This window comes from Halioglobus japonicus (genome assembly GCF_001983995.1).
Classification (GTDB): domain Bacteria; phylum Pseudomonadota; class Gammaproteobacteria; order Pseudomonadales; family Halieaceae; genus Halioglobus; species Halioglobus japonicus.
On the sequence record NZ_CP019450.1, the window covers coordinates 3,793,119 to 3,817,704 of the forward strand.

Here is a 24,586-nt window from a genome sequence, read left to right on the forward strand (position 1 = left end):
ATGAGCACTGAGCATGAAAAGCCAGAAGCGAGTAAGCCATGAGTGAAAAACCCCACACGGTAGCCATCGGGGCGTTTGTAACCGGCGCCCTGCTGATCGCGGTGACGATGATTATTTTCGTCCTCGGAACCGGTTTCGGCAGCGAACGCAGCAAGGTCGTCATGGTATTTGAAGGCTCCGTGAAAGGACTGACACTCGGCGCCCCCATCGCCCTGCGCGGCGTTCAGGTGGGCCAGGTCACCGATATCGAACTCATCCTGGACACGGAAACCGTCGACCTGATCATGCTCGTTGAAGCCGAGATTCGCGGCGAGAACGTGCGCCGCAGTGGCACCAGCACCGAATCCCTCACCGAGGAACTGATTTCTCGCGGGCTGCGCGCCCAGCTCAACACCCAGAGCCTGCTGACCGGGCTTCTCTATGTTCAGCTGGATTTCCACCCCAACAGCGAGATCAAGCTCGCCGATGTGGATTCGCCCTACCTGCAGATACCGACGATTCCCACCGAACTGGAGCGGCTGCAACGCAAGCTCGAAACCATTGATTTTGCGCGCGTCGCCGGCGATCTGGAAGCTGTGGCTTCAGGCCTCAACCACTTCGTTACCAGCGAGGGCTTTCAGGGGCTCCCAGCCCAAGCCCAGAGCACGCTGGCATCACTCACCGATCTCAGCGAACGCTTGTCGGCACAGATAGACAGCAGCGGTCCGCGCCTGGATCAACTATTGGACGGCGCCAACACTACGGTCAACACCGCCAACCAGGAGCTACCTGAGCTAGCGGCGCTGGTAAAAGGGAATCTCGCTCAACTCGAGAAGGCCATAGGCACATTCGAGAGCGGCGTCTCAGAACTGGAATCACTGCTGGACCAGGATTCCGCTACTGTTTACGAACTCAACCGGGCTCTGCGTGATCTCTCACAGGCCGGGCGCGCGCTGCAACAGCTGGGCCGCACGTTGGAGGAACAACCCGAGGCCCTGCTCCGCGGCAGGCAAGGAGACTAATCATGAGAGTATTTGCACTGGCCTGCGGCATACTGTTACTGGCTGCCTGTAGCAGCACACCCAGCAATCACTACCTGCTGCAGACCAAGGTGAACAGTATCCCCGCCAACAGCTCTCCGTCAATCGGCGTGGGGCCCGTCGAAGTCCCGGCCTATCTGCGCAGGGAACAACTGGTCTACAGCACCGGGGGAAACCAGATTGAGATCGATAGCGTGCAGCGCTGGGCGGAGCCACTGGAGGGCGGCATTGGCAGAGTGGTTAGCCTGAATCTGGCCGGCCTGCTCGAGACCAACAGTGTCCAGACCTTCCCCTATCACTCCAAGCGCTTGCCGGAATTTGGCATCAAGCTGCATATCCACAGCCTCGACGCACGCCCCGGAACAGCGAGCCTGGTGGCAGAGTGGCTGGTTTATCGACCCGCCAGCGGCGAATCAATGGAACGGAGACTGACCCAACTGACCACGGGTCTGGATGGACAGGCTGACCTGGCCCCGCAACTTCCCGGGGCGTACAGCGAATTGCTGTGGCAACTCAGCGAAGAGATTGCCGGCGCAGTGCGCAGCCAGCTCGACTAGAAATCGTCGGGGCGCAGCATGGCATCTGAGCCGCCATCGATAAAATAAACCGACCCACAGACAAAGTCCGCCTCTTCAGACAGCAGGAACCGCATCACGTTGGCGATCTGGTCCGGCTGGGCAGTGCCGCCCCAGGGCACCATGTCACCAAAGTCGCGCATCGCCTGCCCCAATTCCTCATCGGCATACACCTGCTCGGTCAGCGGGGTCATGGTAATCCCGGGAGCCACCGCATTCAGCCGCACACCGGCCTTGGCATAGTCCACCACATTGCGACGCATCCAGGCGGTTACCGCGCGCTTGGAACCCGCATAAGCGGTGTGGCCATCTTTGCCGGAGATATCTTCGATTGTGGCGGCTTCGTCACCCGCCAAACAGAGCTCGACGTAGGGGTCGTCCTTAGGAACCATAGGCGCTGAATTCGACGCCACCAGCAGCATACTGCCCCGGCGCTGCCCCACCAGATCGCGCAAACCTTCTGCCATTTCTACGACAGCGAAGTAGTTCACGGCAGGAATCAATCCCAGTGGGCGCGCCACTGGCGGCAGGCCTGCGCAGGGAATGAATCCGTCGAGTCCCTCAGGCGCCCGCTCCCTGATGCCGGCAATGGCTGCCTCGCGCCCCTCGCGGTTTGAGAGGTCAGCAATAATATCGCCCTCTTTGATGTCCACAGAGATAACTTCATGGCCACGTTCCAGCAGCTGTTTTCTCAGTTCACCACCTATACCGGTGGCGCCGCCGGTCATTGCATACAGACCCATTTTGATTGCTCCACATTGTGAAAGGGTTCACATTCTACCCGGGGTTTATCCTGTACCATCGTACAATAAAGGCATCTCAGGCATTCTTTTTCAGCCTGGTTTAAGGTTTTGTGCGAACAATTCGCGCCTTCGTGGAAAAACTTCTTAGATGTCGATTTTCCGCAGGCTTTGAGGTCGCCTGTGAAGGTAGAATCAGCCCCAGAATTGGTAGGGAAACCGGCCTTATAACAACAACTTATACGTGAAAGCCGGAAGGTCACTGCACCGCTTAGAGTCGCAGGGCGCCGGACAGCATTAACGATACAAATACATTGAACTACGGGACATAACCGATGAGTAACCCAAGCACCGATCGCGGCCTGCAAGCTGCGACGAAAAAGCCCCTGCACAAGGCCGTAAAGACTGCCCTGTTTGCACTGGGCGCAAGCACGCTGGCCATTCCGGCCTTCGCCCAGACCAGCGCCGGCGGCTACAGCCTGGCCCTGGAAGAAATTGTGGTCACCGCCCAGAAGCGTGAAGAGGATTTCATGTCTGTACCTGGCTCGGTGAACGCGTTCACCACCCAGGACATGATTAACACTGGCGCCGCCACCATTCAGGACATCGACACCTTCATGCCCGGTGTGGATATTGCGGACACCGTCGGCGGTACCACCCAGTTCGGCATTTCGATTCGCGGCATCTCCAGCCCGAATATCAGCTCGGGTCAGGACGCCTCTGTGGCCGTGTTCTACGACGGTTCATACATGCCCCGCGCTGTAACCTCTATCCCGTTCACCGACATCTCGCGCACTGAAGTCCTGAAAGGCCCCCAGGGCACGCTGTTCGGCCGCAACGCCACCGCCGGTGTAATCAACATCGTACCCAACAAGCCCCACGAAGAATTTGAGGGTTTTGTAAAAGCGCGCGTCGGCAACCAGAACATGCTGCGCATGGAAGGAATGGTGAATGCTCCAGTTACAGACAATGTATTCTTCCGCGGCAACCTGTTCTCTCACCAGCGCAACGGCTTTACTGAAACCGCCACGAACGGTGACGACTTCCGCAATGAAGGCTTTATTGCCGGCCGCGGCGTACTGCTGTGGGACGTGTCCGAAGACACCTCCGTCCAGTTGGCGGCAGACTTTGAAGACCGTGATGAAATGCCCCGCGCCGCTATCGGTGTGAACCCCAAGTACTCTTACCAGGGCAGCGAAGATCCCTTCCGCAGCAAGGACCAACACGATGTAGCCGGTGCAGGCAATGCATACGACAGCAACCGCAACAACGAGGAAGAAACTCGTAAAATGTACGGTGTATCGTTACAGATCGACCACGTCATCAACGATGCATGGTCCATGTTCGGTATCGTCAGCTACCGCGAGTGGGAAACCACCAACCTGCAGGAAGAGGACGGCACTGCCCAAATGCGCCGCTACCTCGACACCAACAACATCGAAGATTCCGACATTCTGTACAGTGAAATCCGTTTCAACTTTGTACAGGACAACCTCGACCTGATCCTCGGCGCGAACTACAGCCAGGAAGACGTATTCCAGCGCACCGACATCGGCCTGCTGGCTGACTCCTACATGCAGTTCGTCAGCATCGATCTTCTTCCAGAAGTCGGTATTGAACCCGATCAGGATACCCATGCCTGGGATATCTTCGGCGACCAGCCCGACCAGTGGTGGCTGGACGTATCCAACTTTGCCGGCGTAGCCGTACTGCCGCCCGAATTCAGCGGTGAATACTTCACTGAGACCATGGATAACACCGGTGACTTCGTCAACTGGGGCGTATTCATTGACGGCACTTACCAGCTCACCGACACCATTCGCATCGCCGCCGGCCTGCGTTACAGCTACGATGAGAAGGACTACTCCTGGCAGACCTATCCCTCGACCATCGACTGGCCGATCGCTCCTGCCCGCGTGAACTACAACCCCGCCGAGACCGGCGCACCGGAAGATCAGTGGTTTGGCAAGTTTGAGTCCAGCGACGACTGGAACAAGACCACCGGCCGCCTCGTTGCCGACTGGGAATTTAGTGATATCGCCATGGCCTACGCCTCTTACTCCACCGGCTACAAGTCCGGCGGTTTTGACGGCCAGAGCTTCAAGTCCGTACAGACCGGTTCCTTCGCACCTGAAGAGATTCAGTCTTTCGAAGTCGGCCTGAAGGGTGATTTCTTTAACGAGACACTGCGTACCGAGCTGTCTGTGTTCCGCCACGAACTGGACGATCGTCAGGTTCAGCGCGACATTAAGGAAGGCCCGGATGATCCCACCGCGGCCCCCGGTATCGTCAGCGAAGACCTGGAAGTAGACGGTATCGAGCTGCTGCTGACCTGGACAGTCACCGACAGCCTGCGCCTGGGTGCACTCACCACCTATCGTGAAACCGAAGAAACCTCTGACACCTACTTCAACTCGGCAGGTGAACTCGCCGGTGGCGAGACCATCGAAGACGACTCCGGCACAGAGTACACGCTGAAGTTCGACTGGACCCCTGAGATCCCCACCGGCTTCCTGCTGGTACACGCGCACTACGTGTATAACGAGGACACCGGCCCCAACGAAGACACTGCGATCTACACCACTGGCCCCTGGTACTTCCAGGACCAGAAGCTGCTGAACGCACGTATCTCCTGGACCAATGACGATGAGAACATCGAAATTGCGCTGTGGGGTAACAACCTGCTGGACGAAGAGTACGCAGTGAACCCCGGCGGCCTGGCTGCTGATGTACTGGGTGCCTACCACACCCGCATCGACGACCAGCTGACCTACGGCCTGGATCTGCGCTACTCTTTCTAATTGAACTCCGCCCTCAGGGGCGGAGCTCGATCAGCTCTCCAAACCCCTCCATCTCGGAGGGGTTTTTGTTTCTGCTATTACCAATGCTTGCGGGCAGTTCCTGCAGGTACCATTCCGATTTCAATTCGCCGCGGAACACCGGATCATTGGCAGCAATCGGCCGACTATTGTCCAACCACCGGCTCCATTCATCTTCCGCCAATACCACTGGCATGCGCTTATGCCAGGGTGCAAAAGGTTCTGCGGCAGCGGTGGTCACCAGCGTGCAGCTGAGCATCTGCGAACCATCGCCATCCCAAACATCCCACAACGCCGCAACCGCGAGCGCATGCTGGGCATTGGAAATCAACCAGGGGCTCTTGCGCCCCGCCACTGTGCGCCACTCAACAAAGCTACTCATCGGCACAATACCGCGCTGACGCTTGAAGGGCGTGCGAAATGCGCGGCTGGTCGAGAGACTTTCGGAGCGGGCGTTGAACATACTGTATTTCTGATCAACCGCCGGCGCCCAGGAAGGCGTCAGCCACCAGCGCGCGGCATCCATCTGTCTGCCCGCCCCCGTGTCGAGAACCAACCCCACACCTTCTGTCGGCGCAATGTTAGTGGCAGTGGGCAGCTTGAGATCAATTCCGAGGTCGCGCAGTAACGACTGCAACCCCGGGCTATCAATGACATTAAATCTTCCACACATGGGGCTCACTTTGCCTAAATCCGCCGCCGGGCTCAATACAGGTCTGTTTAGGTAAACCCCCTTTAGGTCAATCCGGCGCTGCCTTGCCTGCCTGCAGCGGGCGGTTTACCCTGACCGGCGTTTTTTCTGGAGGTTCTCATGAGCGACAAACCGCTTGCGCCGGCCATTGACGGCTGGCACACCATGGAAGTTAAGCCCCACCTGATCGGCACCCAGTGCAAACACTGTGGCACTTACTTCTTCCCCAAGAACCACGACTACTGCCGCAATCCGGCGTGTGACTCCACCGACTTTGACGAAGTGGAACTGAGCCGCACGGGGCATATCTGGAGCTATACCAACGCCTGCTACAAGCCGCCCGAACCTTTCGTGGCCGCCGAGCCCTTCGAGCCCTACTCCATCGCAGCGGTACAGCTGGAAAAAGAACAAATGGTCGTCCTCGGCCAGGTCATCGAAGGCGTCAGCTGTGAAGACCTCAAGGTCGGCATGCCGGTCGAACTGGTACTGGAACAGCTGCACGAGACCGATGACGATATCAAGATGACCTGGAAGTGGAAGCCCGTAGAGGCCTGAGCTGGAGTGAACGACAATGTCTAATGAAGTAGCAATTCTCGGCGCCGGCATGCACCCCTGGGGTAAATGGGGCCACAACTTCGTACAGTATGGTGTGGCTGCGGCCCGCGAAGCCCTGGCGGACGCCGGTGTACCCTGGCAGGACGTAAAGTTTGTGTCCGGCGGTGCCACTGTGCGCTGCGGCTATCCGGGTTATGTCGCCGGTGCCACCTTTGCCCAGGCACTGGGTTGGCAGGGCGCCGAGGTCAACACCTCCTATGCGGCCTGCGCATCCGGGTCCCAGGCCCTGGCGGCTGCCCGTAACAAAATCCTCGCCGGTGAGTGCGACGTTGCCCTGGTGGTTGGCGCAGACACCACCCCCAAGGGTTTCCTGGCACCCGCCAAAGGCTATCGCCCGGAAGATCCAGACTGGGTCCGCTTTTACCTCGGCATTACCAACCCCACGTACTTCGCCCTGTACGCGCGTCGACGCATGGATGTGTATGGCGACACCCTGGAGGATTTCGCGGCGGTTAAAGTCAAGAACTCGCGCATCGGCGCGCATAACCCTCGCGCCCGGTACAAGAAACAATTCACCGCTGAAGACGTGGCCGCCTCTGCCATGGTGGCCGACCCGCTGCGCCTAATGGATATCTGCGCCACCTCCGATGGCGGCGCGGCGCTGATTGTTTCCAGCATTGAGTACGCTGAAAAAATCGGCAAAGGCGACGCCCCCCGCGTCGCCGCCATCTCTACCACCACGCCAACGTTTGCCAGCGGCGTGGTTGAGATGCCGGATATCGCCACCGACTCTGCGGCAGCAGCGGGCATTGAAGCCCACTCTTTCCGTTCCACGCTGCCGCTGAAGGCCTACGAGGAAGCAGGCATTGGCCCTGAAGACGTCGATCTGGCTGAAGTCTACGACCTCTCTACCGCACTGGAGCTGGACTGGATTGAGGATTTGCAACTGGCACCTCGCGGCGAAGCGGCGGCGTTACTGCGCGCCGGCGACACAGCGATTGGCGGCAAGATTCCAGTGAACGTGTCCGGCGGTCTGGCCTGTTTTGGCGAGGCGGTACCCGCCCAGGCACTGGCCCAGGTATGTGAATTAACCTGGCAGCTGCGCGGTGAAGCCGGTGATCGTCAGGTACAGGGCGCCAAGGTAGGAATTACCGCCAACCAGGGTCTCTTTGGCCACGGCTCGTCTGTCATCGTAAAACGTTAATCCACACTGGGGCAACGGTGCGTCGCCCCGGCCTTCACTGCTCGACCTGCACCGCCGTCGCCTGCAGCAAATAGGCGATCAGGTCAGCCCGATCCTGCGGATCCGGCACGCCCAGGCTCATCATGGTGGTATCCGGAAACATCTCCATCGGTGACTCCAGCCAGGCGTACATCAGCTGCGGTGTCCACACAAATTCGGCCTGGGCAAACGTCTCGGAGTAGTAGCGAAACCCTTTCTGCTTACCCGCCACCATTCCGAATATACCGCTCAGGTTGGGACCGTTATTGTGACCCACATAGGCCTCTGGATAGTGACAGGTCCGGCAGGGGGCAAACACCAATCGCCCACGCTCGGCACTTCCCTGGGGCAGCGTGCTCGAGACCTCGGGCAACTGCGCTTGTGCCACACCTGCGAACAGTGCCAGCGATATCAGCAAGACCACTCTTAACATCAAGCCGCTCCTGCTGCGGCGCGCCCTGCCCGGCGGCCGAAAAAAGTTGCGTCGCCCAGCGAAAGACCACTGGCAATGTAGGGCGCGGTAGGCAGCCCCGCGGTATTGCGTCCCGCGGCATACAAGCCGGGAATCGGCTCACCGAAGCTGCTGATGACTTCGCCGTCGAGGCTGGTGTGCAGGCCGCCAAAGGTATGTACCGGGAAGAACGCCTTGTCGACGGACAAGTCCCAGGCCTGGAAGGGTGGCGCCTGCAGCGGTCGCAAAAACGCCGAGGCTTTGCGAAACATCGGATCCTCTCCCCGGGCGGCGAACCGATTAAAGTAGGCGACCGTGTTTTGCAGGCTGCCGCGCGGCAGTCGCAGCTGATCTGCCAGGCCACCCACAGAGTTGCTCTGGGCCACCATCGGGAAGTTATCCTGATCGTAGCCAAAGGTGCTGAACTGGTCGGTAATCAGCCATGCCTGACCGCCCTGATGAAAGGCGATATGGTGACCGAGCACGCCATGGTAAGCATCCTCAGCCACAAAGCGCTGACCCACGTTATTGATTAACAGCCCCGCCAGCGTGTGTTCAGGCGGATAAATCGGCGCGATGGCAAACCCCTCGTGCATCCGCAATGCCGCAGCGCCTGCGGAAATTCCCATCTTAATGCCCTGCCCCTGATCGCCGGCATTGCCCCAGGGCACTGAGCAATCCGCCAGCTGCGGCGCATACAACTCGAGCATCTCCCGGTTGTGAATAAAGCCGCCACAGGCCAATACCACGCCGCGTAAGGCCTTGATTCGCTGGCGCCTGCCAGCGCCATCCTCTACCAGCATGCCGACCACGCGACCATCACTCTCGGTCACCAGGTGTTTCGCGGAGGTTTTGGTGCGTATTCTCACGCCCGCCGCGGCGGCCTTGGCGAGTAGCACTTCCATTAATTTGCGACCGCCATTCATGCCCCGCACACCGGGTACATGCCCGCGGGGAGCGGGCCTGGCAAGGTCGCGGGCAGGCCAGGCCTGCTCGGTGCCGGAAAAGTACAGGGACTCGTCGCCCATCGGCAGACCTTTGGCGGCAGTGAACCCCCGCCGAACGGCACGCCCTGTTGCAGCAGCCAGTCAAAGTGCGCCACTGATTCCTCGCAGTACAGCTGTACCTTGGGGAGCGAGACGCCCGGGCCACTGACATCTTTAAGAAACCGGTACATTTCCACAATAGAATCGTCGATCTTGTTGGACTTTTGCAGTGCAGTGCCGCCACCTGCGTAGATAACGCCGCCTGACATCGCTGAACTGCCGCCCGGCTGCCCCAGTGACTCGATCAGCAGCACCCGGGCCCCGGCAGCGGACGCTTCCAGTGCAGCACAAATGCCTGCTGCACCGGAGCCCGCCACGAGTACGTCTGTCGTCAGATCCCAGCCACCAATCGAGGCCGCAGGCAGCGCGGCAGCACCCGCCGCGGCGGAGGTGACCGCGGCTGCGCCGGCCCCGAGTAGGGCGCGGCGGCTCAGGCCTTTTGAGTGCTCGGGGGAATCTGACAAATCAGTCTCTCACGGAAAAAATCGGCTAATAGTATCTATGACACAGGCCGGGCGCTCGCCGCCCTCGATCTCGATGGTCATGCGTACCACCACCTGTACACCGCCCTTGAGCTCTTCGGCGCTAATGACTTCGCCCACGCCGCGAACTCGACTGCCGACGGGTACGGCGGCCGGGAAACGCACTTTCTCACAGCCATAGTTCACACCCATGGAAGTATTTCGCACCTCCATGATCTGCGGCAGAAACAGATTGGCCAGTGACAGGGTCAGGTAGCCGTGGGCAATGGTTGCACCAAACGGGCCTTCGGCCGCTTTTTCAGGGTCGACGTGAATCCACTGGTGATCGCCGGTTGCGTCGGCGAACAGATTGATACGCTGCTGGTCAATTTCCAGCCAGTCGCTGTGACCCAGCTGCCGGCCAACGGCCCCCAGCAAATCGGCGGGTTGTTCAAAAATGGTAGGCATTAAACGCTCTCTCCCTGACATGTGAATCAGCAGGACTATAGCACCGGCTGTCAGCTGATCTCAGCTCAGCCGGTTTAAGCAGATTCACCACCAGCTGCACATTGCAAAGAATAGGACCTCGTCTATAGTTTAAGAAGTCTTTTCCAATAAAAACCAAAGGAATCCGTTTTATGGATATGAATTCTGTCTTGGACGTTTACATTCTCCCCTGGGGAATCAAAATTGCGCTAGCGCTGGCCATTTTCATCGTCGGTCGCGCGCTGGTATCCAGCGTTGTCGGCGTTGCCGACAAGTTTATGCGTGGCCGCGGCATGGACGACATTCTGGTGAAGTTCCTGTGCTCTATTCTGCGCTGGGTTCTTCTTCTGTTCGTTGTTATTGCCGCGCTCAGCCAGTTGGGCATCGACACCACCTCACTGGTGGCCCTGCTCGGTGCAGCCGGTCTCGCCATTGGCCTGTCGCTGCAATCCTCGCTGTCGAACTTCGCCTCCGGCGTAATGCTGATTATTTTCCGTCCGTTTACCAAGGGGCACTTTGTGGAAGTCGCCGGTACTTCAGGTTCGGTGGATGCGATCAGCATTTTCACAACCACGCTGACAACGCCGGATAACAAGGAAGTGATTGTTCCCAATGGCGCTGTGCTGGGTAACAATATCGTCAACTACTCTGCCCGGCCCACACGTCGGGTCGATATGGTCTTTGGTATCGGCTATGACGATGACCTGAAAAAGGCCAAGGAAATCCTCGAAGCCATCGTCGCCGCCGACGAACGTGTGCTGGCCGAACCCGCACCGGTGGTTGCCCTGGGCGAGCTCGCAGATTCCAGTGTTAATTTCCTGGTACGGCCCTGGGTGAACGCTGAGGACTACTGGGGGGTACTGTGGGACACCACCGAGGCGGTGAAGCTGAAGTTCGACGAATCCGGTATCAGCATTCCCTACCCGCAGATGGACATTCACATGGATCAGGCCAACAGCGCCGACTGACACTGACGCGGGCGCAGCGAGCTGCGCCCGCCACTCCCCCCGGGGTCCAGCAGGCGCCCCAAAGCGCTAATCCAGAACGGCCAAATCACGCGTAACTACCGGATATTACAAGTTTTTCACAGAGCGAAAAGGCGCGCTGTGGTATAAACAGGCCTTTCACTGACGGACGGATCCGTGGCTTCCATCAAAAAACAAACGCTAGTTTCTGCCTTGCTGCTTGGCGGTGCCGCTACCATCGCGGCCATACTTTTCCTGAACCGCCCCCCGGCGCAAATGGCCGAGCCCGAGTATCGGCCGGTAACCATTGATGTCGCCGTGGCCGTCAAGGAAACCATTAATGTTCACGTTCAGGCGCAGGGAACGGTGACCCCGCTGCGTGAAACGGCGTTGCTGTCGGAAGTCTCCGGACGCATTATCGAAACGGCCGAAAACTTCCTCGTGGGTGGATTCGTCTCCAAGGGCGATGTGCTCATGCGTATCGACCCCCGCGATTACCAGACCGACCTGCTCCGCGCCCAGGCCTCTGTAGAGTCTGCCGAGAGCAACCTGGCCCAGGAAAAGGGCCGTGCTGAAGTCGCCCTGCGCGAGTGGCAGAAACTGCCCGCCAATGCCCAGCGCAGTCAGGAAGCCAAGGACCTGTACCTCCGCAAACCCCAGTTGGAACAAGCCGAGGCTCAGTTGCTGGCAGCCATGGCTGACCTGAACACGGCGCGCGATCGCCTCGAACGCACCGTGATCAAAGCGCCCTACAACGCGATCATTCGCAGCAAGGACAGCGAACTGGGACAATTTGTCGGCGCCGGCACCCGTCTCGCCGCCGTATTCTCTGTCGACCAGGCCGAGGTGCGACTGCCCATTCCCCAGAGCAAGCTCGATTATCTGGCCCTGCCGGGTGTGTCTGGCTACGACGATGGCGCCAGCATCGATCTCTACACCGACGTAGCCGGTGAGGTAAAGCATTGGCCTGCGCGCCTGCATCGCACCGAAGGTGTGTTTGATGAACGCTCCCGAGTGCTTTACACCGTGGCCCGCGTCGATGATCCCTACGCCCTCAACACCCCCGATCGTGAGCCTCTGCGACTGGGCACGTTCGTGAACGCCGATATTTCAGGTCGTAACTTCGACGACATCGTCGCCCTGCCCCGTTATATTCTGCGCGCCGGTAATCTGGTCTGGGTCATCGACGAAGACAATCTGCTGCGCAACCGCAGAGTCGAAGTTCTGCGTACCGGCGGCGACACCATTTACGTTGGCGCCGGTCTGGATGACGGCGATCGTGTCTCGCTGACGTCGCTTGACGCGTCACTCATTGGCACCAAGGTAGAGATCAACTCCAGCACCGATAGCGATGTACTCAATGGCGGCGGTGAACCTGTCATTCCGGAAGAAACGCCGGAGGACGTTTTTGAGGCCCCCCTGGAAAGTACACTCGAAGACACGCTCGAGCCTATTGCAGCGGCGGTCGCTGAATGAGCACACAGGATCAGTCACGCTCAGGCATTATCGCCTGGTTCGCGCGCAACCCGGTTGCCGCCAACCTGTTAATGCTCATCATCATCACCGTCGGCCTCGGCAGCGCGTTCAGTATCCAGCGCGCCATTTTCCCAGCCTTCGACTTCCAGGTGATATTCATCAATATCCCCTATCCGGGGGCAGCGCCCGAGGAAGTTGAACAGGGCCTGATCATGAAGGTCGAGGAAGCCATTAACGACCTCGACGGCATTAAACGTATTGAATCCGACTCCCTGGAATCCTTCGGTCGGGTGATTATTGAACCCCAGGACGGCGTTCCCATAGCCCGACTCTATAACGACGTCCAGAATCGCATCGACGGTATCAGTACCTTCCCGGCCGATGCTGAAGAGCCGATTCTCATCCAGCCAGATCTGCTGTTCGCCGCTGTCACCATCCAGATCTCAGGCGCTCTTGATGAGCGCAGCATGAAAGCCCTCGCGGATGAAGTACGTCGCGAACTGCTGACCTTCCCAGAAGTCTCTTCAGCAACAGTGGTCGGTGCCCGCGATTACGAGATCTCCGTGGAGATTTCCGAGCCGCTGCTACGCGAGTACCACCTCACCCTGGCCGAAGTGGCAAACACCATCTCGGTCTCGTCGCTCGACCTGCCCTCAGGCTCGGTACAAACCCGCAATGGCGATATCATGCTGCGCACCCTGGGCCAGGCCTACGTACAGCAGGACTTTGAGAACATCGTCCTGAAAACCTGGCCAGACGGCACACGCCTTATGCTCGGGGATATAGCGACGGTGCGCGACGGGTTTGTCGACGGCTCCGGCTATGCCTCTTTCAACGGGGAATACTCGCTCGGCATCAACGTGTTCTCCATGGGCAAGCAGGACATCGTCGAAACCGCCAGAATCGCCAAGGATTACGTCGCCCAGAAACAGGCTTCTCTGCCCGATGGCGTAAAGCTCGATATCTGGGCCGACACGACTTATTACCTCGAAGAACGTCTGGGCATGATGGTGAAAAACCTCGCCGTGGGCGCTCTACTGGTATTCATCACCCTGGCCCTGTTCCTGGAGATTAAACTGGCCTTCTGGGTCATGATAGGTATTCCCGTTTGCTTCCTGGGCGCCATGGCCATCATCAATACGCCCTATATCGATTCCAGCCTAAACATGATCAGCCTGTTCGGCTTTATCCTGGTGCTGGGTATCGTGGTCGACGATGCGATCATCATGGGTGAAAGTGCCTATTCGGAAACCGAGGCCCACGGGCACAGCGTCAATAATGTGATTAATGGCGTTTACCGTGTAGCCACTCCCGCTACATTCGGGGTACTGACGACGATCGTCGCCTTCACACCAACGTTGTTCGTACAAGGTGTGTTCGCACCCATGCCCGCAGCGATGGGCTGGGTAGTGATTCTTTGCCTGGTGTTCTCGCTGATCGAATCCAAGTGGATTCTTCCGGCCCACCTGGCCCACAGCCGACCGACGAAGAACCCGATTCTGCTCTCTATCGACAACGTCCAGGAAAAAGTAAACGCGCGGCTGCGCCACTTTATCGACAATCGCTACCGCCCCACGGTAGAGCGGTGTGTGGCCAATCGCTATGTCACCCTGGCGAGCTTCCTTGCCGTCTTCATCCTGTGCGCGGGCCTGGTGCTAGGCGGGGTCGTCAGAACCGTGATATCGCCCCACACACCGGGTGAATTTGTGCAGGTCGAGCTAAGCATGCGCGACGGCACGCCGGAAGAGCGCACCGTCGAAGCGGTACAGACCATTGTGGCAACGCTGCACGAAGTTGACCGGGAATACCGCCGCAAGAACAACACCGATGCAGGCCTCGTTGCGCATGTGGGCGCCTTCGCCTATGACGACACTGAAGGGCGTATCGACATCGAGTTGACCAAGCAGGACACGCGCAAGCTGTCCAACGAAGAAGTGATCAGCAGGGTTCGTGACAAGTTGGGCATTATCCATGGCGCCGACGTACTGGGCTTCCAGTCATCTGACGGCCCTAACTTTGGTCCCGAAGTTTCCTTCGACCTGATGCACCCGGACTTCAATGCGCTGCGCAAGGCATCCGAAGAACTGGTTGAACACCTGCGCAAGTACGATGGACTCAGTGACATTCGCAACGGCGCTGCCGACACACGTGAAGAGTTCCATATCGATCTGCTACCCGAGGGCGAAGCGTTGGGCCTGACCCGCTACGAACTCGGCAGCCAGGTCCGACATGCGTTTTACGGGGCCGAGGCACAGCGCATCCAGCGGGGCATTGATGAAATCAAGGTAATGGTTCGCTACCCGATCGCCGACCGTGAGACCGTCGCCAGCCTGGACAACATGTATATCCGCACGCCCTCGGGTGACGAGGTGCCGTTCGATACAGTAGCCCAGATCAACACCCGCGAAGGTCTGCAGAAAATCACTCGCATCAACTTCCGTCGCGCCGCCGAGGTTACCGCCGAGGCCGACACCACGATTGTTGAGCCCGCCAAGGTCATGAGCGAGGTGATCTCGGATGTTCTGCCTGAGTTAGCGCAGAAATATCCCGGCCTCACCTGGGATAAATCAGGCCTTGCGGACGAAGAGACCAAGATGGTAACGAGCATGCTCATCGGCTTTGCGCTGTCCATGTTCGGCATATACGCACTACTGGCTATCCCGACCAAGTCCTATCTACAGCCGCTCATCATCATGGGTGTGATCCCCTTTGGCATGATTGGCGCCGTGGTCGGCCACTGGATATTCGGCCACGCCATCAGCATGATGTCGCTAATGGGCATTATCGCGCTGTCGGGCGTGGTGGTGAATGACAGCCTGATTCTGGTCGACTATGTGAACAAGGCCGTCGCCCAGGGCCGCGACAAATACCAGGCAATCATCGAGGCCGGCTGCCGCCGGTTCCGCGCGATCATGCTCACCTCGATGACCACATTCCTGGGTCTGTTCCCGATGCTGCTGGAGCGCAGCGCCCAGGCGCAGTTTATGGTACCAATGGCGATTTCACTGGCCGTAGGTATTGTCTTCGCAACAGTCATCACGCTGCTGCTGGTACCGAGCCTGTATATGATTCTTGACGACCTGGGCAGGCTGTTCAGCGATGCCGACGAGTCGCCGGCAGCAGCTGAAACTGCTTAGGTCAGATAGGGAAGGAAAAGCAGCGCGCCAATGATCACGGCACCCAGTGCCGTGACCAGAACACTGGCGGCAGCCACGTCCTTGGCCTTGCCGATCAACGGGTGGTGGTCAGGCACGGCAGCATCGCATAGATGCTCCAGCGCAGTGTTAAGCCCCTCCGCCAACCACACGATTGCGATCGTCAATACCAGGACCTGCCAGTCGCTGCGGCTCAGCTCCACCAGCCACCCCAGCGCCACCACTACCACGGTAGCGGACAGGTGAATCTGGGCATGGGGTTCAGCCAGCAGCGTCTTGACGCCACGCAGTGCGTGGCCAAAGCTGATTACCCGCTGCGAAAGCCAACGCAAAGCTTACTCCACCACTGAACAGCCCAGGCACTTATAAAACATATTGCGCGGGTCCTGCAGTGACTGGATTTCAGTCACGGCCTGAACCACTGGCTGGGACACACTGCGCAACACCGAAACGATCTCGCTACCACCCAACACTGCCGGCAGCGCCACGCGCTCGCTCAACTGCTGCCAGAACAGCTCCTTGGGTGACAGCTGTGGCTGTACAAACTCAAGTTCATACGCCTCCAGCTCGGCCATCGCCGCCGCTGATGCAATGGCATCGTGGAGGCCACCGAGATGGTCAACCAGCCCGTTCTCCAGTGCCGCATCCGCGCTCCACACACGCCCCTGGGCTACCTCCTGGACCTCGTCAAGGCTCATGCCACGCCCTTCAGCAACGACCGCCAGGAAGCTGTCATAGGCGTAGCCAACGCCTGCATCCACCGCTGCCTTGATCTCATCGCTGGGCGTGCGGTCAAGGCGCAAATAGCCTGCAATATCGGATGTCGCAACACCATCGGTGTGAATGCCCAGTTTCTTGAGGGATCCCTCCAGCGTGGGGAACGCGGCAACAACACCAATGCTGCCGGTGATGGTTGTGGGCGTTGCCCATATTTCATCCGCATCTGCGGCAATGTAGTAGCCGCCGGACGCTGCTACTGCACCCATCGAAACTACCACTGGAATGCCACTGGCCCGCGCTTCGAGAACGCGTTCCCGAATAATTTCAGAGGCAAACATGCTTCCGCCGCCGGAATTGACGCGCAGCACAATCGCATCCACATTGCCCTGCTCGACAGTATGACTGATGAGCGAGGCGAGGCTATCACCCCCGATGGTGCCGGACGGCTGCTCCCCCGGCATGATATTGCCCTGGGCGGTTAGCACCGCAACCCGCCCTTCCGGGATGCCCGCATCACTAACCGGTCCCTTGCGGGAGAGGTAGTACTCGAACTCAACGGCCTCGTAATGGCCCTCATCATCCGCCACGCCAACCATTTTAACCAACCATTCGTTGGCCCGGCCACGCGACAGTAACTGATCGATCAGGCCCGCATCGAGCGCATCCTGCGCGGTATCCCCTGAGCCGTTAATCATGCGCTGCGGCAAGCCATTGACGTAGGCGTTCAGGGCACCCGGTTCCAGTTCACGTCGCGCCTCTACCTGGGCGGTGTAATGGCCCCAGATGTCATCCAACCAGACCTGCGTAGCTTCTTTCTCAATGGGCGACATATCGTTGCGCATAAACGGCTCTACGGCAGACTTGTGCTTGCCGCGCCGGAACACGTGCATATCGACTGACAGTTTTTCCAGCGCTTCGAGATAGTAATTGTGGTAACTGCTGAAGCCTTCTATCGCGACCCCGCCGAGCGGGTGGGCGATGATCTCGTCGGCATAACTCGCCAGCAGATACTGATTCTGGGTATAGAAGTCTGCTCGTGCAGCAATCGGCTTGCCCGTGGCCTTGAAAGCCTCCAGGGCTTTGCCGATTTCACCCGTACGGGAGATACCCAGACCGGCAAGACCGCCCAGTTCCATCACCATGGCGTTGATCGCAGGGTCCTCAGCAGCGGCCTCAATCGCGTCAATCACATCCTGTAGCAGTACTTCGCGATCGGCCGGGCCCTGTTCACCGACCAGAGCCACCATGGGATCCACGGGGCGCTTCTGATCGACAATACTGCCCACAGGATTCAACAACAGCGCTGCCTTTTCCGGCAAAGGCTCGGGGCCGCCACCAAAGTAAACAAAGTAAATGATGGCCAACATCGCCAGAAACAAAAGATTGGCAAGCCCCAGACGTACCCAGGTAATGGCCTTCCAGATCCCGCCAAAGAAACGCCGAATCAGCGAGGGTTTACTCATACTTTACTCCCCGTGACCTGCAGCTGTGGCTGCAGCTTCTTTCAGTTCCCGGGCGCGCCAGCGCACATACATCATCGCTGAGATAAACAGAATGACGACAGCGACCATACCCGCAATCGCCACCGGGCTGCTCGGGTCGGCAAACAGCGCGACCACCAGGCGCATAAAGTACAGCAGCAGCACAAAACACAACCAAATATAACTGCGCAGGTTGTCCCGCCACATGCCCGGAATAAAAACCACCAATGGCACCAGGAAAGCCACCCAGACGATCCAGGGTGCGGCACCCATCCACAGTTCCAGTACCTGTGCAGTTATGAGTACGAAATAACTGAGCCAGACGATTACCCGGGTGCGCTCGGCAACGGAACTCATAGGCTTTCTCCTCCAGCCAGCCGCGCAACGCGTGCCCCCAGGGCACGGCACAGGGCAGCTTCATTGTCGTCCAGAGCGCGGTCATTTTGGGGACCCGCCCAATGGGATGCACCGTAGGGTGTGCCGCCCGAGGTGGCGCTCATCAGGCCGCGCTCGCTGTACGGCAGCCCGGCCAGCACCATGCCGTGGTGCAACAACGGCAACATCATGCTCAACAAGGTGGATTCCTGACCGCCATGCATACTGGAAGTCGAGGTAAATACAGCCGCCGGCTTATCGATCATCGCCCCGGAGAGCCACAGGCTGGAGGTCTGGTCGATGAAGTACTTGAGGGGCGCGGCCATATTGCCGAAGCGCGTGGGGCTTCCCAGCACCAGGCCGGCGCAGTCGCGCAGATCGTCGGCGTCGCAGTAGAGCGGGCCCGACTCGGGGATATCATCCTCGGTCTGTTCGGTGGTCGCGGAGATCGCCGGGACTGTGCGCAGCCGGGCGCTAACGCCCGACACCGATTCGACACCCCGCGCCACCTGTTTCGCCATCTCGGTGGTGGCGCCGTGACGCGAGTAGTAGAGCACCAGTACGTACGGGTCCGCCATCAGTTGATGAGGCCCAAAACGTTTTCAGGAGGGCGGCCCAACACAGCCTGATCGCCGCGAACCACAATCGGGCGCTCGATCAGTTTGGGGTGGCTCGCCATCGCCGTAACAATGTCTGCGTCACTGGAATCTTTACTCAAGCCGTTCTCTTTGTAGGCATCCTCGCCCTTGCGCACCAGCTGCGCTGCCGTGAGATCGAGCTTGGACAGGAGAGCGCGGATTTCGGCCTCGTCGGGCTGAGTCTCCAAATAGAGCAACACTTCAGGCTCTATGCCATTTTCCTCCAACAGCGCCAGGGTGTTACGCGACTTGGAACAGCGCGGGTTGTGGTAAATGGTGAATTCGCTCATGGGAGGCTCCGAAGACTGTATTGATCAGGCCACGAAGTATATCAAAGGGGTTTACCCGGGGGGCCATCATTCATGCATAATAACCCGATGCAACCGTATCAGGACATTCTGCGTGGGGCCTGGCGAAGAACTCGCTACCTGCTCTCGCGCTTCAAGGAAGACCGCTGTTCAGAGAACGCTGCGGCACTGACCTACATGAGCCTGTTTGCCATGGTGCCCCTGCTCACCGTGCTGTACACCATGGCCTCCGCAATTCCCACGTTCCAGGGACTGGAAGAGCAAATGCAGGAATTTTTGTTCCAGCATCTTATGCCCGACACCAGCTCCGAGGTGGAAACCTATCTGAGCGAGTTTTCCCGCCAGGCCAAGAATCTCACTGGGCCGGGTATTGTCTTTCTGGTCATTACCGCCGTGCTGATGCTGCGCAACATCGAGAAGGCCTTCAACCTGATCTGGCGGGCCCGCGAAAATCGCAGTTCGGTTTCCAGCTTCCTGCTCTACTGGGCCGTACTCAGCCTGGCACCGGTGGCATTGGGCCTGGCACTGGGCATAAGCACTTATCTCGCGTCGTTTTCCCATGTACTCGACGAGTACGACATATTTGGTGCCAAGGCGGTCCTGCTGAAAGTCTCGCCGTTAGTTCTCAGCACACTGTCGTTCACGCTACTTTACATTGCCGTACCCAATTGCCGGGTGCCCTTTAAGCACACGCTGGTTGGCGGCCTCGCGACAGCGCTGGCTTTCCACGCTGCCCGTGCCGTATTCACCGACCTGGTGGTGGGCTCAAGCTATACGTTTATCTATGGCGCTTTCGCTGCAGTGCCGCTTTTTCTGTTGTGGATATACCTGTCGTGGAACATCGTGCTGATGGGCGGCATTCTGGTACACAGCCTGTCGGCCTACCAGGACGAAGAACAGGCCTGCCGGCCGAATGTGTTAAAGGCCCTCGATGTGCTGTACCTGTTCTGGACCAGGCAGCAGGCGGGCGACACCGTGCGCGAAACCGAGCTGCTCAACAACAGCCATCTCGTCACCCGCGGCCTGGACAGCGTCACCTGGCGCGAACTGCGCGACATCCTGATCGAACAACAGGTCATCACCCAAAGCGATCGCGGTCACTACCTGCTCGCACGCGATCTGCACTCGGTGCCCTTCTGGCAACTGAAAACCTGGGTTAACGATGAACAACCCCTGGAGCGGGAAGACATTACTGCCGACATGAACTGGCAGGAAAACGCCTACCGTCTGCTGCGCGGCCAGCGTCACCAGCAGCGGGAACTGATGCACATGAGCCTAGTGGAGTTATATCAACAGTGAAGACCCTCGCCACCCTATTCCTCGCCATCGTGGTCGCCGCCTGTAGCGCAGAACCTCCCGCCGAATCCCAGGCGCTAAAGCTGGAAAATTACAAAGGCCAGTGGCTCGTTATCAATTACTGGGCGGAGTGGTGCAAACCCTGTATCAAGGAGATTCCGGAGCTGAACGCTCTCGATGCCAAGTACCCGCAGGTAGCGGTGCTGGGCGTCAATTATGACGGCGCAACCGGTGTCCCCCTCGCCAAGCAGGTCAAGGAGTTGGGGATTGAATTTCCCATTGTGGCCAAAGACCCAGCCGCACTGCTGGGTGTAGAGCGCCCCGTGGTTCTGCCCGCCACATTCATTCTCAATCCCGATGGCCAACTGGTTCACAGCCTAGTAGGCCCGCAGACGCTGGAAGCGCTGGCCATGGCCACGGGCCAGGTGGCGGTGCCGGTTGAAGACCCTGCCTCAACAGAGACCAGCGAACTGCCCTGATTGAGCAACTAACGCTGTCAGGGCGTATTTCCCAGACAAAAAAAACGCTCCCCCTTGCGGGGGAGCGGAATGCACACTTCATCTCAAAACAAAAGGATATGAAACCTGGACGGATCCAGTAAGTAGCAGCACTGGAGTCTCATGTAGCGCCGCAACTATAAATTAAGACCGGGCCCATTCGGCTTAGTTCAAAATATTTCTGAGAAAATTTCGCGAGCGCGAAATCGCGTCTAAACATAGACAGAAACCCCCGCCAGTACTAGGCTTTTCCTGTTTCGCCCGCCCCGCGGGTTCTCGCTTAATAAGGACATCAAAATGAGCAAAATATTCAACGACAACGCCGAAACTATCGGCGGCACGCCCATGGTGAAGATAAACCGACTGGGCCCCGAGGGTAGCACCATCTACGCCAAGCTCGAGAACCGCAACCCCGCCATGTCGGTGAAATGCAGGATTGGCGCCGCCATGGTGGACCAGGCCGAGAAAGATGGAAGCCTCAAACCAGGCATGACCATTGTCGAACCCACAAGCGGCAATACCGGCATTGCCCTGGCTTTTGTGGCCGCAGCCAAGGGCTACAGCTGCATCCTGACCATGCCCAACTCCTTTAGCCTGGAGCGCCGCATGTTGATGAAGGCCCTGGGCGCAGAGATTCGCCTCACCGACGCCACCCAGGGCATTGCCGCCGCGATTGGCGCTGCGGAGGAGATCATTGCCTCCGACCCGGACAAATACTGGGGCCCGCACCAGTTCGAGAACCCGGCCAATCCGGCCATCCACGAACAGACAACGGGCCCGGAAATCTGGGGCGACACGGAAGGCGGCATTGACATTCTGGTCTCCGGCGTGGGTACCGGCGGCACATTGACCGGCACCTCCCGCTATATCAAGAACACGCGTGGCAAGGCCATTACCACCGTGGCGGTTGAGCCTGACACCACTACCATGATTACTGCCTCACTGGCCGGCGAAGAGCCCACTCACGCCCCCCACAAGATCCAGGGCATTGGTGCGGGCTTCGTCCCCGCCAATCTGGATCTGGACATGGTGGATGCCGTTGAGCAGGTGACCAGCGATGAAGCCATGGCCATGGCACATCGCCTCATGCAGGAAGAAGGCATTCTGGCGGGAATTTCCTCCGGGGCAGCCATGGTAGTGGCAGACCGCCTGGCCCAGCGTCCGGAAAACGCCGACAAAACCATCGTAGCGATTCTGCCGGACTCGGGGGAGCGCTACCTGACATCACCGCTGTTCGAAGGCAAGTTCTCCGACAACGAAACCGTGCAGGCGACCATTACCTGATCAAGGCAGGATGACGGTAGAACCCGTTGTCTTACGTCCTTCCAGATCGCTATGCGCTTGCTGTATGTCACCAAGCGCATAGCGCTGATTGATCTCCACTCGAATATCACCCGCCACAATACGATTAAACAGGTCTGTGCTGGACTGCTGCAGCTCTTCTGCTGTGGCGGTATAGGTGACCATGGTGGGCCGTGTAATATACAGAGAGCCCTTGGCGGTAAGGGTTTGCAGCTCCAGCGGTGCAGGCGCACCCGAGGCATTGCCAAAGCTCACCATCAGCCCGCGGGGCCTCAGGCAGTCCAGCGACATATCGAAGGTGTCAGCCCCCACCCCATCGTAAACCACCGGCAACATCGCGCCGCCGGTGATCTCCATCACCCGCTCAACCACGTTCTCGGTGCGATAGTTGATCACATGCGCATAGCCGTGCGCGCGTGCCAGCGCCGCCTTTTCATCAGAGCCCACGGTGCCGATGACCTTGGCGCCGATGGCAGCGGCCCACTGACCAAACAGCAGTCCGACCCCGCCGGCGGCAGCGTGGAACAGGCAGTATTCATCGGCCTGGAGAGAGTAGGTACGCTGAATCAGGTACTCGGTGGTCTGTCCCTTGAGCAGGGAGGCAGCGGCAGTGTCGAAATCAATGCCATCGGGCAATGGCACGAGGCGCGCCGCAGGCAGGTTAACTGCCTCTGCATAAGCGCCCAGGCCCGCTGAACAGTAGCCAACCCTGGTTGCCACAGGCAGATCAACACCCTCACCCACCGCCTCAACGACCCCAGCTCCTTCACCGCCCAGGCCAGTCGGCAACGGCAGCGGGTACAGACCGCTGCGGTGATAGGTATCAATGTAATTCAGGCCTATGGCGTGATTGCGGACCGTAACCATGCCAGTACCCGGGGCTTCCAGAGGCTCGTCAACCAACTGCATGACTCCCGGCCCACCGTTCTCGGAGATACTGACGCGCTTAACCATAATTTATTCCTGCTGCTGTTCGTTTTTCTGGGCCGCCAGTATCCGCGCGCGCTCGCGCACAATCAATAAGGCCAGCACCAATCCCGTGGCCGCCATCAGCGCTGCAGCGGGGATAAAGTCGGTAGACTGCCAGCCCAACCAGTGCAGCCCAGCAAAAATGATTCCAGCCTGCAGCATATCGCCGAGGCGCTGACCGAAGGGGTCGATTACCGCGCGCGCCTCGTACTTTTCCTGACGGGACAGCGGCAGGTAAAGCATTTGTCTCGCGGTATTCTGCAGGGAATAGTCCAGGCTATTCTCGGCCACCTTGAAATAGCGGAACCAGCCCAGTATCGGCAACAACGCCAACGAGGCGTAGCCGAGAAAAACAATACAGGGCGTCAACAGGAAGGCCACAGCGAAGCCACCCATTCTGATCAGCCGGGACACCGCAAAATACTGGATGAGAACGCCGAGCAAATTCACCGTGAAATAAAACCCGCCGTAGAAACGACCAACGTACGTCCCCTTGTCGACGGCAATGCTGCCATTGGCACTGCCTTCGGCGTACATCTGCTCAAGAATGGCAGACAGCAGATATTCGCCTGTGGTGTTCACCAGATTAAGCATGATGACAAACGCCGCCATTAACAGCAGATAGCGGCGACTCAACACCAACTGGAAGCCGGCGAAGATGGAAGGATGGCTGGTCTGTTCAGTAGCTTCAGTGGCACGCGATTCACTGGGCACCGAGAGCGTCGCCCACCGCGCTGGCAGTGCGGCAAGGGCCAGGGTGACCGCGCCCGCAATCATCAGGCCATAGGCGCTCATGTAGTTAACCAGTTCGCGCGACAAGGCCGACCCCACCCAGGCTCCCAGCGAAGCCCCCAGTGCGACAATAACAAACAGCCGCTCCCCGGCCTCGCGGCTGTAGAGCTCGGAGGCAAATGCCCAGAACTGGGCGATGATGAGCACGCTATAGGCGCCCAGCCACACAAAGTAAGGCACCGATATCGCCATGCCGGCCTGTCCCGCCGCGGCGAATGCAAGCAGGGTAGCCACGCACACGGCACTGACAATGCGCATATAGCGGTAGCTGTCGAACTGGCGGGAAAACTTGCCATAGATGGGAATAAACACCAGCAGCAATAGCGCCTGTAGCGCCACCGCATAGCTGCGAATCTCCGCCGTGCCCTCGGTGAGGATCAGCATCTCCCGCGCAGGCTTGAGGAGATACGCGGTGAAGAGAATGAGAAACAGCGTGGCAAACATGGCCAGCACACCGCGCAGTTCGCCCGGGCGCAGTTCCACACCGAGCAGCAGCGTCTGGCGCAGCCAGCCACTGCCGGCGGGAGACGAGGTCGTCACAGCAAGG

The 24,586-nt window shown here is 58.9% G+C and carries 24 protein-coding genes; 11 read left to right on the forward strand and 13 right to left on the reverse strand.

What is annotated here, in order from left to right; all coding sequences use genetic code 11:
• Positions 1-38 precede the first annotated feature (38 nt).
• Entirely contained in the window at positions 39-1,001 is a 963-nt protein-coding gene (locus BST95_RS17860) for an MlaD family protein (RefSeq protein ID WP_084200783.1), read from the forward strand.
• Between the two features lie 2 nt (positions 1,002-1,003).
• Positions 1,004-1,576: a PqiC family protein gene (locus BST95_RS17865; protein ID WP_084200784.1), complete on the forward strand. Its 573-nt coding sequence runs from the start codon at positions 1,004-1,006 to the stop codon at positions 1,574-1,576.
• On the opposite strand, the gene BST95_RS17870 is transcribed toward BST95_RS17865, so the two are convergent.
• Positions 1,573-2,337 (reverse strand): SDR family oxidoreductase, encoded by a 765-nt coding sequence (locus tag BST95_RS17870; protein WP_084200785.1) that lies wholly within the window; start codon positions 2,335-2,337, stop codon positions 1,573-1,575. The two genes, BST95_RS17865 and BST95_RS17870, sit on opposite strands and share 4 nt — an antisense overlap.
• Before the next feature lie 332 nt (positions 2,338-2,669).
• On the opposite strand from BST95_RS17870, the gene BST95_RS17875 reads away from it, so the two are divergent.
• Positions 2,670-5,135: a TonB-dependent receptor gene (locus BST95_RS17875; protein WP_084200786.1), complete on the forward strand. Its 2,466-nt coding sequence runs from the start codon at positions 2,670-2,672 to the stop codon at positions 5,133-5,135.
• Between the two features lie 13 nt (positions 5,136-5,148).
• On the opposite strand, the gene BST95_RS17880 is transcribed toward BST95_RS17875, so the two are convergent.
• Entirely contained in the window at positions 5,149-5,826 is a 678-nt protein-coding gene (locus tag BST95_RS17880) for an SOS response-associated peptidase (RefSeq protein WP_084200787.1), read from the reverse strand.
• 138 nt (positions 5,827-5,964) lie between these two features.
• Between BST95_RS17880 and BST95_RS17885 the strand changes: the two genes are divergently transcribed.
• Complete coding sequence (locus BST95_RS17885) at positions 5,965-6,399, forward strand: Zn-ribbon domain-containing OB-fold protein (protein WP_084200788.1); 435 nt, start codon at positions 5,965-5,967, stop codon at positions 6,397-6,399.
• A gap of 16 nt (positions 6,400-6,415) precedes the next feature.
• A complete protein-coding gene (locus BST95_RS17890; protein ID WP_084200789.1) occupies positions 6,416-7,603 on the forward strand; it encodes a lipid-transfer protein in 1,188 nt (395 codons plus the stop codon).
• Positions 7,604-7,637: 34 nt separating this feature from the next.
• Here the strand turns inward: BST95_RS17890 and BST95_RS17895 are convergent, their stop codons facing one another.
• The 4 genes from BST95_RS17895 to BST95_RS17910 are packed head-to-tail and all read right to left on the reverse strand — an operon-like array spanning position 7,638 to position 10,047.
• A complete protein-coding gene (locus tag BST95_RS17895; RefSeq protein ID WP_084200790.1) occupies positions 7,638-8,054 on the reverse strand; it encodes a c-type cytochrome in 417 nt (138 codons plus the stop codon).
• Positions 8,054-9,100 (reverse strand): FAD-binding protein, encoded by a 1,047-nt coding sequence (locus BST95_RS17900; protein ID WP_084200791.1) that lies wholly within the window; start codon positions 9,098-9,100, stop codon positions 8,054-8,056. The genes BST95_RS17895 and BST95_RS17900 overlap by 1 nt, the downstream gene beginning before the upstream one ends.
• A complete protein-coding gene (locus BST95_RS21065) occupies positions 8,995-9,582 on the reverse strand; it encodes an FAD-dependent oxidoreductase (protein ID WP_084200792.1) in 588 nt (195 codons plus the stop codon). The genes BST95_RS17900 and BST95_RS21065 overlap by 106 nt, the downstream gene beginning before the upstream one ends.
• 9 nt (positions 9,583-9,591) lie before the next feature.
• Positions 9,592-10,047 (reverse strand): MaoC family dehydratase, encoded by a 456-nt coding sequence (locus BST95_RS17910; protein WP_084200793.1) that lies wholly within the window; start codon positions 10,045-10,047, stop codon positions 9,592-9,594.
• Positions 10,048-10,217: 170 nt separating this feature from the next.
• Here BST95_RS17910 and BST95_RS17915 point away from each other — a divergent pair, with 170 nt between their 5' ends.
• The 3 genes from BST95_RS17915 to BST95_RS17925 all read left to right on the forward strand — a co-directional run bounded on the left by BST95_RS17915 (position 10,218) and on the right by BST95_RS17925 (position 15,643).
• Positions 10,218-11,033, forward strand: a complete 816-nt coding sequence (locus tag BST95_RS17915; protein ID WP_084200794.1) for a mechanosensitive ion channel family protein — start codon at positions 10,218-10,220, stop codon at positions 11,031-11,033.
• Between the two features lie 174 nt (positions 11,034-11,207).
• Positions 11,208-12,506, forward strand: a complete 1,299-nt coding sequence (locus BST95_RS17920; protein ID WP_146004134.1) for an efflux RND transporter periplasmic adaptor subunit — start codon at positions 11,208-11,210, stop codon at positions 12,504-12,506.
• The gene (locus BST95_RS17925; RefSeq protein ID WP_084200796.1) at positions 12,503-15,643 is read left to right on the forward strand and encodes an efflux RND transporter permease subunit; all 3,141 of its coding nucleotides are present in this window, start codon (positions 12,503-12,505) and stop codon (positions 15,641-15,643) included. Before BST95_RS17920 ends, BST95_RS17925 begins: the two co-directional genes overlap by 4 nt.
• On the opposite strand, the gene BST95_RS17930 is transcribed toward BST95_RS17925, so the two are convergent.
• From BST95_RS17930 to arsC, 5 genes are read right to left on the reverse strand one after another with little or no spacing between them, the layout of a single operon-like run.
• Positions 15,640-15,993, reverse strand: a complete 354-nt coding sequence (locus BST95_RS17930; RefSeq protein ID WP_084200797.1) for a diacylglycerol kinase family protein — start codon at positions 15,991-15,993, stop codon at positions 15,640-15,642. The two genes, BST95_RS17925 and BST95_RS17930, sit on opposite strands and share 4 nt — an antisense overlap.
• A 3-nt stretch (positions 15,994-15,996) precedes the next feature.
• Positions 15,997-17,844 (reverse strand): signal peptide peptidase SppA, encoded by a 1,848-nt coding sequence (gene sppA / locus BST95_RS17935; protein ID WP_084200798.1) that lies wholly within the window; start codon positions 17,842-17,844, stop codon positions 15,997-15,999.
• Positions 17,845-17,847: 3 nt separating this feature from the next.
• The gene (locus BST95_RS17940; RefSeq protein ID WP_084200799.1) at positions 17,848-18,219 is read right to left on the reverse strand and encodes a DUF2069 domain-containing protein; all 372 of its coding nucleotides are present in this window, start codon (positions 18,217-18,219) and stop codon (positions 17,848-17,850) included.
• Positions 18,216-18,815: an NAD(P)H:quinone oxidoreductase gene (gene wrbA, locus BST95_RS17945; protein ID WP_066050690.1), complete on the reverse strand. Its 600-nt coding sequence runs from the start codon at positions 18,813-18,815 to the stop codon at positions 18,216-18,218. Before wrbA ends, BST95_RS17940 begins: the two co-directional genes overlap by 4 nt.
• Entirely contained in the window at positions 18,815-19,165 is a 351-nt protein-coding gene (gene arsC, locus BST95_RS17950) for an arsenate reductase (glutaredoxin) (protein WP_084200800.1), read from the reverse strand. Before arsC ends, wrbA begins: the two co-directional genes overlap by 1 nt.
• Positions 19,166-19,237: 72 nt before the next feature.
• Here arsC and BST95_RS17955 point away from each other — a divergent pair, with 72 nt between their 5' ends.
• The 3 genes from BST95_RS17955 (at position 19,238) to cysK (ending at position 22,260) form a co-directional block, all read left to right on the forward strand.
• Positions 19,238-20,482, forward strand: a complete 1,245-nt coding sequence (locus BST95_RS17955; protein ID WP_229801622.1) for a YihY family inner membrane protein — start codon at positions 19,238-19,240, stop codon at positions 20,480-20,482.
• Positions 20,479-20,958 (forward strand): TlpA family protein disulfide reductase, encoded by a 480-nt coding sequence (locus BST95_RS17960; protein WP_229801623.1) that lies wholly within the window; start codon positions 20,479-20,481, stop codon positions 20,956-20,958. The genes BST95_RS17955 and BST95_RS17960 overlap by 4 nt, the downstream gene beginning before the upstream one ends.
• 315 nt (positions 20,959-21,273) lie before the next feature.
• Positions 21,274-22,260 carry a cysteine synthase A gene (cysK, locus tag BST95_RS17965; RefSeq protein WP_084200803.1) on the forward strand — a complete coding sequence of 329 codons (987 nt, stop codon included), beginning with the start codon at positions 21,274-21,276 and terminating at the stop codon, positions 22,258-22,260.
• Here the strand turns inward: cysK and BST95_RS17970 are convergent, their stop codons facing one another.
• Positions 22,261-23,232: a quinone oxidoreductase family protein gene (locus BST95_RS17970; protein ID WP_084200804.1), complete on the reverse strand. Its 972-nt coding sequence runs from the start codon at positions 23,230-23,232 to the stop codon at positions 22,261-22,263.
• A 3-nt stretch (positions 23,233-23,235) separates the two neighbouring features.
• Complete coding sequence (locus tag BST95_RS17975) at positions 23,236-24,579, reverse strand: NTP/NDP exchange transporter (RefSeq protein ID WP_084200805.1); 1,344 nt, start codon at positions 24,577-24,579, stop codon at positions 23,236-23,238.
• Positions 24,580-24,586: the final 7 nt, after the last annotated feature.